This window comes from Aeromonas sp. R7-5, from assembly GCF_040908015.1.
GTDB lineage: Bacteria > Pseudomonadota > Gammaproteobacteria > Enterobacterales > Aeromonadaceae > Aeromonas > Aeromonas caviae.
Genome location: NZ_JBFOCZ010000033.1, coordinates 272,666 through 286,302, shown reverse-complemented (window position 1 = coordinate 286,302; position 13,637 = coordinate 272,666). Strand labels below are relative to the sequence as shown.

11 protein-coding genes are annotated in these 13,637 nt (G+C 61.8%); 8 read left to right on the top strand and 3 right to left on the bottom strand.

Annotated elements, in window-relative coordinates; genetic code table 11:
* Nucleotides 1-88: 88 nt before the first annotated feature.
* From mscM to frdD, 7 genes are all read left to right on the top strand, one after another.
* On the top strand, nt 89-3,364 hold the full coding sequence (mscM, locus tag AB5Y53_RS16700) for a miniconductance mechanosensitive channel MscM (protein ID WP_139700416.1): 3,276 nt from the start codon (nt 89-91) through the stop codon (nt 3,362-3,364).
* A 29-nt stretch (nt 3,365-3,393) separates the two neighbouring features.
* Nucleotides 3,394-4,071: a glycerophosphodiester phosphodiesterase gene (locus tag AB5Y53_RS16695; RefSeq protein WP_368182621.1), complete on the top strand. Its 678-nt coding sequence runs from the start codon at nt 3,394-3,396 to the stop codon at nt 4,069-4,071.
* 156 nt (nt 4,072-4,227) lie between these two features.
* On the top strand, nt 4,228-6,105 hold the full coding sequence (locus AB5Y53_RS16690; RefSeq protein ID WP_368182619.1) for a methyl-accepting chemotaxis protein: 1,878 nt from the start codon (nt 4,228-4,230) through the stop codon (nt 6,103-6,105).
* 514 nt (nt 6,106-6,619) lie between these two features.
* Nucleotides 6,620-8,404, top strand: a complete 1,785-nt coding sequence (gene frdA / locus AB5Y53_RS16685; protein WP_010673806.1) for a fumarate reductase (quinol) flavoprotein subunit — start codon at nt 6,620-6,622, stop codon at nt 8,402-8,404.
* Nucleotides 8,397-9,131, top strand: coding sequence for a succinate dehydrogenase/fumarate reductase iron-sulfur subunit (locus AB5Y53_RS16680; protein ID WP_042065016.1), 735 nt, complete (start codon nt 8,397-8,399; stop codon nt 9,129-9,131). Before frdA ends, AB5Y53_RS16680 begins: the two co-directional genes overlap by 8 nt.
* Before the next feature lie 16 nt (nt 9,132-9,147).
* A complete protein-coding gene (locus AB5Y53_RS16675) occupies nt 9,148-9,546 on the top strand; it encodes a fumarate reductase (protein WP_049636550.1) in 399 nt (132 codons plus the stop codon).
* A gap of 112 nt (nt 9,547-9,658) precedes the next feature.
* Nucleotides 9,659-10,015 carry a fumarate reductase subunit FrdD gene (frdD, locus tag AB5Y53_RS16670; RefSeq protein ID WP_010673803.1) on the top strand — a complete coding sequence of 119 codons (357 nt, stop codon included), beginning with the start codon at nt 9,659-9,661 and terminating at the stop codon, nt 10,013-10,015.
* A gap of 109 nt (nt 10,016-10,124) precedes the next feature.
* Here frdD and AB5Y53_RS16665 read toward each other — a convergent pair whose 3' ends face one another.
* On the bottom strand, nt 10,125-10,823 hold the full coding sequence (locus AB5Y53_RS16665) for a hydrolase (protein WP_368182617.1): 699 nt from the start codon (nt 10,821-10,823) through the stop codon (nt 10,125-10,127).
* Nucleotides 10,824-10,916: 93 nt separating this feature from the next.
* Between AB5Y53_RS16665 and AB5Y53_RS16660 the strand changes: the two genes are divergently transcribed.
* A complete protein-coding gene (locus AB5Y53_RS16660; protein ID WP_368182615.1) occupies nt 10,917-11,558 on the top strand; it encodes a TetR/AcrR family transcriptional regulator in 642 nt (213 codons plus the stop codon).
* A 10-nt stretch (nt 11,559-11,568) separates the two neighbouring features.
* Here AB5Y53_RS16660 and AB5Y53_RS16655 read toward each other — a convergent pair whose 3' ends face one another.
* A complete protein-coding gene (locus tag AB5Y53_RS16655; RefSeq protein ID WP_368182613.1) occupies nt 11,569-12,789 on the bottom strand; it encodes a winged helix-turn-helix domain-containing protein in 1,221 nt (406 codons plus the stop codon).
* 74 nt (nt 12,790-12,863) lie between these two features.
* The gene (locus AB5Y53_RS16650; RefSeq protein ID WP_368182611.1) at nt 12,864-13,505 is read right to left on the bottom strand and encodes a class I SAM-dependent methyltransferase; all 642 of its coding nucleotides are present in this window, start codon (nt 13,503-13,505) and stop codon (nt 12,864-12,866) included.
* Between the last annotated feature and the right edge of the window lie 132 nt (nt 13,506-13,637).

Genomic DNA, 13,637 nt, shown 5'->3' with positions numbered 1-13,637 from the left:
GTGCCGTGGATCATTCATCTTGAGGGCTTTACCCGCCCCGGCCCCTGCTTTAGGCTAGGGCGACTTCTCCTGAACGGAAACGTGCGCCATGTTGCAACGCCTGCTCTGTCTGATGCTCTGTCTCAGCCTGTTCCCCTTCTCCGCTGTCCAGGCTGATGATGCCATCACTCAGGTAGAGGAGCTGCTGCAAAGCATCCCCAAGACGGATACCCCGGAAAACCAGCAACTGCGGGAGAGCTACCAGCAGGCGCTGCAATATGCCCGGGATGCCCAGCGCTACCGGGAACAGGGCAAGGCCTACCAGCAGATCCTCATCGACTACCCCAAGGAGTCCGCCCGTCTCAAGGAGGGGCTGCACAACTATCAGCCCCAGTCCCGCCCGTCCCTCTCCTCCCTCAAGGAGGATGCCCTTCGCCAGGCCATCAGCCTGAGCAGCAACCGCCAGCTCAACCTGCGCAAGGAGCGTCAGGCGGTGACCGACAGCCTCAACCAGCTTGAGAGCACGGGCCAGGAATATCACCTGCGGGTCGACGAGTTGCGCAAGCAGTTGCTCCAGACCCGCTCCCTGCTCGATCGCCTGAGCTTCAGCAACGAGTCGGACAGGTTGCAGGAGGCCCAGCAACTGGCCACCCGACTCAAAGAGCAGAGCCTCTCCGACCGGATCCAGATGCTGGAGCTGGAGCAGCTCTCCGCCCAGCAGCGCAACGATCTGGGCAAGCTCAAGCTGCAGGAGCTCAACCTCGCCATCACCGACGAGGATGAGTGGCAGACCAGTCTGCTTGCCCAGCAGAACCAACTGCGCCGGGACAAGACCGAGCAGGCCCTGGCCGAGAGCGAACGCCTGCGCCGCCAGCTCACCTCTGACCTCCCCCTCTTGCAGGAGCAACAGCAGCAAAACCAGGCCCTCTCCCTCCAACTGGGGGCCCTCGAGGACCAGATTGAACGGGTGCAGGACGAGCAGCGGGGGGTGGACACCTCCCTCTCCGGGCTCAACGAGCTGGTCAATTCGGTACGCGAACAGCTGGAGTGGTTGCAGATAAGCAACGCCTACGGCGAGAACCTGCGCAGCAAGCTGGCCGATCTGCCCGCCTACTTCCCGCTGGAGCGGCTGGAGTCAGCCATCGTCAAGGCGCGCATGGCCAAATACCAGTACGAGACCGAGCAGGATGCCCTGAAGGATCCGGTCCAGCTGCGCAACAGCCTGCTCAGTGGAGACGGCATCACCCTGGACAGGGCCCAGCGCGCCGTGCTGGACAACCTGCTCAAGGCGAGGCGGCAACTGCTGACCCGGCTCAACGATGCCTCCGACACCCTCATTCAGGAGCAGACCCGCCTCAAGCTGCTCTACAGCCGCCAGAACAGCAAGATCGACGAGATCCGCGAACTCAGTGCCAGTCATCTGTTCTGGATGCCGGACGTGCGCCCCCTGAGCCCGGCGGTGCTGCTCGGCGTCCCGGCCGCCCTCGGCCTTGCCTTCAACCCGGCCAACTGGCTGCAACTGCCCAGGGCCATCGCCGAGAACAACCCCCTGAGCCTGACCCTGGCTGGCCTCGGGCTGCTGGGGCTGGCCTGGTGCTGGCTGAAACTGGCTCGCCACCTCATTCAATACAGCCACTACATTGCCCCGCGCATCGGCAAGGTAACCCAGGACAAGTTCAGCCTCACCAGCCGGTTGCTGGTGCGCTCCGTCCTCGCCGCCCTGCCGCTGCCCGCCATGGTGCTCATGGTGCACGGCCTGCTGGACGGCGCCTGGCAATATCCCTTCGCGGTGGCGGTGGCCCGGGGCCTGGGTGAAATCTGGTTCCTGCTGCTGGCCCTGCTGGTGGCGCGCCACCTCACCCTGGAGAAGGGGATCCTCATCCTCCACTTCCGCTGGCAGAAGGAGCGGGTGCAGCGAGTATGGGGACAATTTCGTACCCTGCTGCTGGTGCTGATCCCGAGCTTCTTCGTGCAGGGCATGGCGAGCAGCTATCAGGAGCACGCCTTCTACGACTCCCTGGGACGCCTCGCCTTCATCATCGGGGCCCTCTGGCTGCTGCTCTTCTTTGCCCGCCTCAACCGGGAAAAACTGCCCCTCACCTGGGGTCAGGCAGACATGACCAAGCCCCATCTGCTGCACCACTTCATCTGGAACAGCCTGATGCTGGCCCCGCTGCTGGCGGTGCTGGGCGCCCTGTTCGGCTACTTCTACACCTCCCGCACCCTGCTGCGCCAGCTGGAGCTGAGCCTGCTGGCGGGGCTCGGCTGCCTGCTCGTCTACTATCTGGCCCACCGCTGGATGCTGATCCAGCGCCGCCGACTCGCCTTCGATCGCGCCAAGCAGAAGCGGGCCGAGATCCTGGCGCAGCGGGAGCGGGAAGAGGACGATCTCAGCTCCGAGATCCCCGATGTGGTGGAGGAGCCCGAACTGGATCTGGATACCATCAGCGCCCAGTCCCTCGGCCTGGTGCGCACCCTGCTGATGCTGGGCTTCACCATGCTGGTGGTGGTGCAATGGTCGGATCTCAACTCGGCATTCAGCTTCCTCAGCAGCATCGAGGTGTGGCAGGTGAGCAGCAAGGTGGCCGGCATCGAGCAGCTCTCCGCCATCACCCTGCAGGATCTGATGCTGACCGTCTTCGCGTTTATCCTGACGGTGGTCACCGCCCGCAACCTGCCAGGGCTGATGGAGCTCACCCTGCTCCAGCACCTGAGCCTCTCCCCCGGCACCGGCTTCGCCCTCACCACGGTGAGCAAGTACCTGGTGCTGCTGATTGGCGCCCTCACCGGCTTCTCCATGCTCGGCATCGACTGGTCCAAAACCCAGTGGCTGGTGGCAGCACTCTCTGTGGGGCTGGGCTTCGGCTTGCAGGAGATCTTCGCCAACTTCGTCTCCGGTCTCATCATCCTGTTCGAAAAACCGATCCGCCTGGGTGACACCGTCACCATCCGGGATCTCACCGGCACCGTCACCAAGATCAAGACCCGCGCCACCACCATAGTGGACTGGGACAGGAAGGAAATCATCGTCCCCAACAAGGCCTTCATCACCGAGCAGTTCATCAACTGGTCCCTGTCCGATGCCATCACCCGGGTCCGCTTGCGCATTCGGATCGGCCTGACCCAGAATCCCAAGCAGGTACAGCAACTGCTGGAGCAGAGCGTGCGCGAATCCACCCTGGTGCTGGATACGCCCGCCCCGGAGGTGTTCCTCATCGAGTTCACCGACTCGGCCCTCATCTACGAGATCCGGCTCTACGTCAACAACATGGATCACAGGATGCCCATTACGCACGAGGTGCATTCCCTGATCCTGGAGAAACTCGGCCAGGTCGGCATGCATCTGCCACATCAGCAGATCGACATCCGGATGAGCCGGGGATGAAGCCCCCAAAGACGACAACAGGAGCCATCATGCAGATCATTGCCCATCGCGGTGCCAGCGGCCTGGCCCCGGAGAATACCCTCAAGGCGATGAGCCTGGCGCTGGATCTGGGTGCCAAAGCCATCGAGCTGGACGTGCAGTGGGCCGACGGAGAGCTCTGGGTCTTCCACGACCGGCGACTGGATCGCTGCACTAACGGCCAGGGTGTGCTGACCGGGCAATCCCGGGAGTACCTGGCGAGCCTGGATGCGGGGGACGGGGAGCGGATCCCGACCCTGTGGCAGGTGATGGCACTGGTGGCGGGGCGCTGCGAACTGCACATCGAGCTCAAGGGCGCCCACACCGCCGAGCCGGTGGCCGCCCTGACCAGGCGGGCCGAGGCCGAGCTTGGCTTTACCCAGGCGCACTGGATCGTTTCCTCCTTTCATCATCGCGAGCTGTTACGCTTCAAGGGACTGCGACCGGAAATCAGGATCGGCGCCCTCACGGCCAGCCTGCCCCTCGACGGCGCCGCCTTCGCCGAGACGCTGGGGGCCTGGTCACTGAACTGCGACGTGGATTTCGTCGACGAGACCCTGGTGGCGGATGCCCATCGCCGGGGGCTCAAGATCCTGGTCTATACAGTCGACGAAGTGAGTGATGGGAGCGCCCTCGCCAGCATGGGTGTCGATGGTATCTTCACCAACCGGCCAGATCGATTCAGCTGAGTATCGGCGCGGCCTGGCAGGCCACAAGGAGGTGAAAAGAATTGAAAAAATGCGGTGCACCGGGATACATAAAGTCCATAGCCAGCCGATACAGAGTTGGCTCATAACAATAACAAACACCATGGATCTCTGACTGACGCTCACAAGGATGTAAACATGAACCTATCCATCAAGAACAAGCTGGTCCTCTCCATCGGGGCCATCATTCTGGTCATCACCGGCCTGCAGGTCTGGTACAACACCTCCCAGTTGCGCAGTGAAACCCAGCGGCTGATCTGGAGCTTCATCGACGACAGCTCGGTCGCCAACGTCAAGGGGATCTCCCGCTGGCTCGACGCCCGCATCAATCTCGTCACCGCCACCAAGGAAGCCTTCGCCAAGGAAGACGAGCCCCTCAGCCACCTGGCCCAGTCCATGAATGCGGGCAACTTCGATCTCGTCTACGTGGGCACCAAGGATGGCCGGATGATCCAGAGCAAGCCGACCGATCTGCCGGCCGGCTATGATCCGCGCCAGCGCCCCTGGTACAAGGACGCCATGGCCGCCGGCAAGCTCGCCATCACGGCCCCCTATGCCGACATCACCACCGGCCAGCTCATCATCACCATCGCCGAGCCCTTCAGTCGCGGCAACACCGACGGCGTCATCGCCGGTGACGTCTCCATCGACGGTCTGGTGAAAGACGTGCTCGCCATGAACTCGGAAGGCACCTATGCCATTCTGGTGGACAGCAACGGCACCATCATCGCCCACCCGGACAAGGATCTGACCCTCAAACCCGCCACCGCCATCTCCCCGGAGCTGACGGCAGCCAAGGTCAACGAGCTAGCCCATGACAACACCATCTCCGAGATGGATATCAGCGGCAAGGCGAGCGTGTTCGACCTCACCGAGATCCCCAACACCAACTGGTATTTCGGCATCGTGGTGGACGAAGCGGTCGCCTACCAGTCCGTCTCCCGCATGGTCACCTCCGCCCTCATTCAGGGATTGCTGACCATCCTCATCGTGGCGAGCTTCTCCTATGTCGCCATCAACGGCTCCCTGGCGCCGCTGAAAACCCTGGGCGAGGCAATTGCCGATCTCTCCCGCGGCAACGGCGATCTCACCCGTCGCATCAAGATCGAGCGTGAAGACGAGGTCGGTACCGTCGCCAAGCACGTCAACACCTTCATCGAGCGCATCCACGTCATGGTGCAGGACATCTCCAACTCCTCCACCCAGCTCAACCAGCAGGCCAGGTCTTCCCACGACATGGCGGAGAAATCCAACCAGGGGCTGGCCCGCCAGCAAAACGAGATCTCCCAGATTGCGACCGCAGTGCACGAGATGTCCGCCACCGCCGTCGAAGTGGCCAGCAACGCCGAGCAGACCGCGGAAGCGGCCCGCAGCTCCTCCAGCAGTTGCGAGCACGGCAAGCAGGTGATTGCCCGCAACCAGCGCTCCATCACGGATCTCGCCACCCAGGTCAAGCAGGCCTCCGGCATCATTCAGGAACTGGAGAAGAACGCCCAGGAGATCAACACCATCCTCTCCACCATCCAGGGTATCGCCGAGCAGACCAACCTGCTGGCGCTCAACGCCGCCATCGAGGCCGCCCGGGCTGGCGAGCAGGGACGCGGCTTTGCCGTGGTGGCCGACGAGGTGCGGGTGCTTTCCCAGCGCACCCACAGCTCCACCGTCGAGATCCGCAGCATGATCGAGACCCTGCAGCGCAACACCCAGGGCGCCGTCAGTACCATGCACGAGGGTCAGTTGCTGGCCCAGAACAGCGTGGAAGATGCCAACGATGCGACCCAGGCGCTGGAGCAGATCACCACCTCCATCAACCAGATCTCCGACATGGCGACCCAGATCTCCAGCGCCGCCGAGGAACAGCGTGCCGTCACCGACGAAGTGAGCCGCAACATCCAGGCGGTCAAGGATGTCTCGGACGAGCTGGCAGTGGATGCAGACAGCTCCCGCAATCTGTCGGCCCAGCTTAAAAATATTTCAGGTGAATTGAATAATCAGGTCGGCATGTTCCGCATCTGATCGACCATGGGAAGAAAGGGGCCGTTCAGGCCCCTTTTTTATAAACCCTTTTTGTTTCAACGGTTATAATCCCCTTTCGAGACCCTCAACCCTGTGATCGACATCTCCTTTTGCCCATGTGTGGGAGACGGGCGCAGTCTGCCATGGCTATATTCACATTACTTTTTTGATGCCTAATCTCGATATGTCATCGTGATAATAGTTATCATTAAACTGTTTTGATAAAAAACTTAAAAACTTTATGGGTAATACCCAAAAAGAGAGGCATTTCTCATTTTTTTGAAAGAAAACTACGTATAATCTTGGAGTTAAAATCACCAGAGTAGCGAGTACGGCTGATCCAGATCACTGATGGATGGCGATAATGACGGCATTTTCATCCAAGGAATGGGGTGGTTTTAATAAAAACCACCGTTGCCAAGCACTAAAACAAAGCAGTTTGACTTGCATCAAGCCTGAATTTTTTTCATAGAGCAAAATCGTGCCCAGCAAATCTATCCCTAAGGAGGCAGATGTGGATATTATCAAGACCGATGTTGCCATCATCGGTGCCGGTGGCGGTGGCCTGCGTGCCGCAATCGCCATTGCAGAAGCCCACCCGGAGCTGGAAATCGCCCTGATTTCCAAGGTCTATCCGATGCGCAGCCACACAGTGGCCGCCGAAGGTGGCGCCGCAGGCGTCGTCCGCGATGACGACTCCCTGGAAAACCACTTCAACGACACCGTCTCCGGTGGTGACTGGTTGTGTGAGCAGGACGTAGTCGAGTACTTCGTCAACAACGCCACCAACGAGATGATCCAGCTGGAGCACTGGGGTTGCCCCTGGAGCCGCAAACCGGACGGCAAGGCCAACGTGCGCCGTTTCGGCGGGATGAAGATCCCCCGCACCTGGTTCGCCGCCGACAAGTCCGGCTTCCACATCCTGCACACCCTGTTCCAGACCTCCATCAAGTACCCGACCATCAAGCGCTTCGACGAGCACTTCTGTCTGGATCTCATCGTGGAAGATGGCCGTGTCCAGGGTGTCGTCACCTTTGACATCCAGAACGGCATCACCCGCTTCATCCAGGCCAAGTCCGTGGTGCTGGCCACCGGCGGCGCAGGTCGTGTCTATCGCTACAACACCAACGGCGGCATCGTCACCGGTGACGGCATGGCCCTGGCCTACCGCCACGGCGTACCGCTGCGGGACATGGAGTTCGTCCAGTATCACCCGACCGGTCTGCCGGGCACCGGCATCCTGATGACCGAAGGTTGTCGTGGTGAGGGTGGCATCCTGCTCAACAAGGATGGCTATCGCTACCTGCAAGATTACGGTCTGGGCCCGGAAACCCCGGTCGGCCAGCCGAAGAACAAGCACATGGAGCTGGGTCCGCGCGACCGTCTCTCCCAGGCCTTCTGGCAGGAGCAGCAAAAAGGCCGCGTGATCCAGGGCCCCATGGGCGACGTGGTTCACCTCGACCTGCGCCACCTTGGCGAGAAGTACCTGAAAGAGCGTCTGCCCTTCATCTGCGAACTGGCCAAGGCCTATGTGGGTGTGGATCCGGTAAAAGAGCCGATTCCGGTACGTCCGACCGCCCACTACACCATGGGTGGCATCGAAACCGACGGCAAGTGCGCCACTCGTCTGGCCGGTCTCTATGCCGCTGGCGAATGTGCCTCCGTCGGTCTGCACGGCGCCAACCGTCTGGGTTCCAACTCCCTGTCTGAGATCGTGGTCTTCGGCAAGGTGGCCGGTGAGCAGGCAGCCGAGTTTGCCGCCACCCAGCAACACGGCAACACCCAGGCGCTGGTCGCCAAGGCCGAGGCGCTCATCAAGCAGCACCTCTCCCTGCTCGACATTGACGGCACCGAAAACCCGGCGGATATCCGCAACGAACTGGGCATGTCCATGGAAGCCGGTGTCGGTATCTACCGTACCGAAGAGCTGATGCAGGGTACCATCGACAAGATCAACGAGCTGAAAGCCCGTTACAAGAAGATCAAGATCAACGACAAGTCCTCGGTCTTCAACACCGACCTGCTGTACGCCATCGAGCTGGGCTACATGCTGGACGTGGCGGAAGCCATGGCGCACTCCGCCATCAACCGCAAAGAGTCCCGCGGTTCCCACCAGCGTTTGGACGGTTACGAGGAGCGCGATGACGTCAACTTCCTCAAGCACACTCTCTCCTTCTACAACGGCGAAGGGGCCCCGACCATCGACTATTCCGATGTGAAGATCACTAAATCCCAACCGGCCAAGCGCGTGTACGGTTCCGAGGGTGAGAAACAAGACGAGGCTAAGAAGAATGGCTGAGATGATCGAAATTGAAATCCTGCGCTACCGTCCCGAGCAGGATAACGAGCCCTGGATGCAGACCTTCCAGGTGCCCTACCTCAAAGAGATGTCCCTGCTGGATGCGCTGCAATACATCAAGGATCATCTGGACTCCACCTTGAGCTTCCGCTGGTCCTGCCGGATGGCGATCTGCGGCTCCTGCGGCATGATGGTCAACGGCATTCCGAAACTCGGTTGCAAGACCTTCCTGCGCGACTACCTGCCTGGCAAGATGACTATCGAGCCGCTCAACAACTTCCCCATCGAGCGCGATCTGGTGGTCGACATGTCCGACTTCATCGAGAAGCTGGAGAGCATCAAGCCCTACATCATCCCGTCTGAGCCGCGCAGCCTGTGCGATGGCGAGTACACCCAGACGCCGGCTGACATGGCGAAGTATCACCAGTTCTCCATGTGCATCAACTGCGGTCTGTGCTACGCGGCCTGCCCGCAATATGGCATCAACAAGAAGTTCACCGGTCCGGCGGCCCTGGCACTGGCCTATCGCTACAACGCCGACAACCGCGACAGCGCGTCCAGGGAGCGGATGAAGATCATCAGCCAGGACGAGGGCGTCTGGGGCTGTACCTTCGTGGGCTACTGCTCCGAAGTGTGCCCGAAAGGCGTGGATCCGGCCGCCGCCATCCAGCTTGGCAAGGTCGAGAGCGCCAAGGACTACATGATCGCCATGTTCAAGCCGGATTGAGACCAGGAGTGAGACCATGAACAACACCCAGAGCAAACGTAAGCCTTACGTGCGCGAAATGAAGAAAGACTGGTGGCTGAAGAATGCCTTCTACACCGGTTACATGATCCGCGAAGGCACCAGCATCTTCGTCTCCATCTACGCCGTCGTGCTGATGTGGGGTCTGCTGCGCCTGGTACAGGGTCAGGAGGCATTCAATGGCTGGCTGGAATCCCTGCAGAGCCCCATTGCCATCCTGTTCCACGTCATCGCCCTGGCAGCCTGCCTGTTCCACGCCAAGACCTGGTTCGCCCTGGCCCCGAAAGCCATGCGCATCTTCCGTGGCGAAGACCTGGTGCCGGAGAAGCCGATCGTCATCGCCCAGTATGTGGCGCTGGCGGCGGTATCCCTGCTTGTCCTGATCATCGTGGCCTGAGGAGAAAACCATAAGACGTTCTGACGAACCCGGTTATTGGTGTCTGTTTGGTACCGGGCTCTCACTCAGAAACGTTGGCCACGATCACTCAATCATGATTTGAGGAAAAAATATGAGACGTTCTGACGAGCCAATTTACTGGGGTCTGTTTGGTGCGGGTGGCATGGTGGTTGCCATGCTGCTGCCGGTCATTGTCCTCATCACAGGTCTGCTGGTGCCCATGGGCATCATGGATGTGGAGACCATGAGTTACGAGCGCGTGCTGGCATTCGCCAGCTCCTGGTGGGGTGCCTGCATCCTGCTGGTGATCATCGCCCTGCCCGTCTGGCACGGCATGCACCGCATCTACCACGGCCTGCATGATCTGGGGATCCACACCACCAAGCTGCACCACTATGTGTTCTATGGCTTCGCCTTCCTGGTGTCCGCCATCACCGTCGGCCTGCTGATGGTGCTGGTGCTCCAGTAAGCACATCCTGACTGCATGACAAACCGGGCCCAGTGCCCGGTTTTTTTATGACCATCTTCCGCGGCTCATCTCCATCCGGCAGCTGGCCTGCGCACTCGTTCGGCATCCGTCACCAGAGCCTCGGTGCCGGCTCACGACCGTTTTCCGCGTAGTAGAGCGACGGCAGAAACTGCGCCAGATAGCTGAATTCGCTGTAGCAGTGGCGCATCAGGTTGAAGCCTATCTCGTCCGGCACCTCGTCAAACGGATTGGCGCAGGCCTTGCCCAGCAGAAAACGACTGCGCAGCACACAGCCATAGGGGGTATCGCGCGCCAGGTGCAGCATCTCGCCATCCAGCGGCGCACCGTTGTCATCCAGCGCTACCTCGTCGCCAAAGCCGATACGGGCGCAGATGGCGGCAGAGAGAGCCTGCGTCTCCCGCGCCTCGTGTAGCGATTGCGGGGCGAACACCTCTTCGGCGCCGTGGAACTTGAGGCGAGCTGCCACCGGCGGCAGCTCGGCAAGCCACTCTACCGCCTCTATGCTGGCTCCCACGAAGCGCTCCCCTTTTTTCCAGTGATGATCCCAGCCCCGGTGCTCGACGTGGTCGTGGGGGTGCCACCACCTGATGTGCTGGGTCGTCTCGAAGAAGGTGAACCACCAATCCAGCATGCGCCCCTTGCAGCCGTGCAGATCGGTGCGGATGGCGACCGTCAGCAGGCCGTCGGTGCTGCGGGTCAGACCCATTTCCAGGCGAAGGGGTTGCGGACTGAGCAACTCATTGATGTCATTGACGCCCCAGGGGGCAAACAGGGCAGAAGGATGCATGATATGACTCCCATAAATTTAGGAAACGATGTTCGTTTCTTAAATTACGCTATGCCTGTATGCTTAGTCTGTCAATGCTTTCCAGGAGCCCATATGTCGCACCAGAACGATGAAGAAACACGCTCACGAGGCCGTCCGGTCACCCCGGAAGCCGACCTTCGCGCCGCCCTCGCCGAGGCGACGCTGACCTTATTGCTCAAGGGAGGCTACAGCGCTGCGACCGTGGATGCGGTGGCCAAAGAGGCGGGGGTTGCCAAGAAGACCCTCTACCGCTTCGCCGCCAATCGCGACGAGCTAATAGCGCAGGCGGTGCGCAGCTGGACCGATGCCTTCCAGCCGGCCTTCGAGCAGGATGCCGCTCATCCAGGCGCGCTGGGGGAGATGCTGGAGCTGGGCTTGCAGGCCATAGCGGGACAGGTGCTGAGCGCACCGGCGGTGGGCATGTTCCGGCTGCTGCAGCATGAGTTCGCGGGGCGGGATGCCCTGCTGACGGCCTATCAGGAGAACGGTATTGCCCGTGGCAGAGCGACGCTGGCGGTGTGGCTACAGCGCCAGCAGCAACTGGGCTGGCTGCGGGAGCTGGACACCGGCCAAACCAGCGATCTGTTGCTGGCGATGACCATGGCGGAGCCGCTGCGCCAGATGGCGCTCGGCTTGCTGGCGCCGGGCAGCGACATTCGCGCGCGCATCGCCGCGGCCGTTGCGCTGGTGCTGCCCGGCTTGATGCGAGGGTAGGCGTCCTTCCTCAGCGTGCCACCTCCTGCCATTGAGCCTGCAAGGGCGCAGGGATGGCGCCGTAGCGCAGGGTCGGGGTCTGGTGCCACTCCGCCAGCTTATGGATGGCCTTGCCCAGATCCTGGGCCAGGGTCCGGGTCACCCTGATCCCGTCTTCCAGATAGAGGCTCTTGACCTCAAACACCCCCTCCTTGCGATGGGCCTTGGCGTCCATCCTGCCCACCAGCTTGCCGCGATGCAGCAACGGCAGCACGAAATAACCGTACTGGCGCTTGGGGGCCGGGGTATAGCACTCGATGCGATAGTCAAAGCCAAACAACTCGCTGGCCCGCTTGCGATCCCACACCAGCGGGTCAAAGGGCGAGAGCACGGCGGTGTGGCTCGCCTTGAGGGTGCCCGCCTGGGCCCGGACCAGCTCATCGGCCAGGGAGGCATGAACGAAGGCTCCGTGCTGCCACCCCTCCACTCGTACCGGCAACAGCTCCCCCTCGTCCGTCAGTTGGTGGAGCAGGGCGTCGTATTTCCCCCGTTTAAGGCGATAGTAATCCGCCACCCAGCCGGTCTTGACCAGCCCCAGCGCCCGGCAACTGGCTCGCACCATGTCCCGCCGGGCGAGATCAGGACTCGGCAGATCCCGCTCGTCATTCCACTCCGGCATGACCCGCTCGGCGAGATCGTAAACCCGCTGGAAATTGCGCCGTTCGCGCACCATCAGCTGACCTGCGGTAAACAGCACCTCCAGATGGCGCTTCTCCGGCTTCCAGTCCCACCAGCCGTTGCCCTTGCCCCCCTTGCGCTCGAAGTCTGCCGCCCGCACCGGGCCATCCTGGCGAATGCGCTCCACTATCTGCGCTATCTCGCCGCCGTGGGTCTTGAGCCACTGGGCGGAGAACTTCCAGCCCATGGCGGCGGGATCCAGCATGCGATGGCGCAGCAGCCGGTAATCTTCCCGGGGGACGAAACAGGCCTCATGAGCCCAGTATTCGAAGAGGTCACCATCGGCCAGCAGTTGTTCCAGCCAGCGCGGATCGTAGTGACCGAGACGGCTGAACAGCACCAGATAGGGGCTGCGGGCCACCACGGAGATGGTGTCTATCTGCAGCAACGCCATGCGGCGAATGCAGGCGAGCAGGTCGGCGGGGGTTGCTCTGGCGCGGCGCGGGGTCAGCAGCCCCTGGGCCGCCAGTTGCAGGTGGCGAGCGTCTTGCAATGAGAGGTGGGGGATCGACATGGAGATAGGGGCATCCGTTCCTGGGTATCAGGCCACCAGCATGCCCAACTCATGGCCAAATGAAAACGCCCGGCTCAGGGTTTGGTGAACACCGCCACATCCGCGTGGGGAAACTCGACCTCTGCCTGCCAGCGGACCGCCAGGGCACGGAACGAGGCCTCGGCGAAGAAGACGATGTGGGTGGGATCGTGGCGATAGCGCCAGGTCTTGAAGCGCTCGTCCCCCAGCACCCGCTGGGTCTGCAACACCAGCACCCCGCCGGGCTTGAGGCAGTCCCAGAGCGTGTCCAGCACGGCGCGGGGGGTGGCGATGTGCTCTATCACCTCGGTGCTGGTGATGAAGTCGTATTGCCTTGTCAGGCACTCTGGGTCGTCGGCATAGAACTTGTCGTAGCCCGCCATCTCGAAGCCCGCCTCCCGCCCCATGGCGATGAGGGCGGGCCCGGGGCCGCAGCCAAAATCGAGGCCGCTGGCAGGAGGCGACACCCGGGCCAGCACCTCGCCAAAGGCACGCATCAGAAAGGCCCGGTAGCGGGGATCGTCCACCCGGTTGTCGTGCCCGTCATAGACCGCCTTCTCGGCCCCCTCGTCCAGGTGGTCCGCCTCGTCCATCCAGACCAGCTCGCACGCTAGGCAGCGGTAATAGCCCTTGCCCGCCACCGGCAGGGCATGGCGCCGAGGGGAGAGACACAGGGGACAGTGAACAGGGGATGACATGGCAGCTCCTCGGGTGGCGACAGCGGGGCAGATTGCCTGCCACGCCCGCTGCTGGCAACTGTTTTGTCTGGAGCCCCCATCGACCCCCGTTCACCCCCGCCAGTTTTTTTCGTCTTTTTTTGCGCCTTAAGG

Bases quoted from the DNA above. Each gene is read 5' to 3' on its own strand.
- AB5Y53_RS16665 (WP_368182617.1), bottom strand. From the start codon at position 10,823: ATGCATCCTTCTGCCCTGTTTGCCCCCTGGGGCGTCAATGACATCAAT.
- AB5Y53_RS16675 (WP_049636550.1), top strand. From the start codon at position 9,148: ATGAACAACACCCAGAGCAAACGTAAGCCTTACGTGCGCGAAATGAAG.
- AB5Y53_RS16690 (WP_368182619.1), top strand. From the start codon at position 4,228: ATGAACCTATCCATCAAGAACAAGCTGGTCCTCTCCATCGGGGCCATC.
- mscM (WP_139700416.1), top strand. From the start codon at position 89: ATGTTGCAACGCCTGCTCTGTCTGATGCTCTGTCTCAGCCTGTTCCCC.
- frdD (WP_010673803.1), top strand. From the start codon at position 9,659: ATGAGACGTTCTGACGAGCCAATTTACTGGGGTCTGTTTGGTGCGGGT.
- AB5Y53_RS16680 (WP_042065016.1), top strand. From the start codon at position 8,397: ATGGCTGAGATGATCGAAATTGAAATCCTGCGCTACCGTCCCGAGCAG.
- AB5Y53_RS16660 (WP_368182615.1), top strand. From the start codon at position 10,917: ATGTCGCACCAGAACGATGAAGAAACACGCTCACGAGGCCGTCCGGTC.
- AB5Y53_RS16695 (WP_368182621.1), top strand. From the start codon at position 3,394: ATGCAGATCATTGCCCATCGCGGTGCCAGCGGCCTGGCCCCGGAGAAT.
- AB5Y53_RS16655 (WP_368182613.1), bottom strand. From the start codon at position 12,789: ATGTCGATCCCCCACCTCTCATTGCAAGACGCTCGCCACCTGCAACTG.
- AB5Y53_RS16650 (WP_368182611.1), bottom strand. From the start codon at position 13,505: ATGTCATCCCCTGTTCACTGTCCCCTGTGTCTCTCCCCTCGGCGCCAT.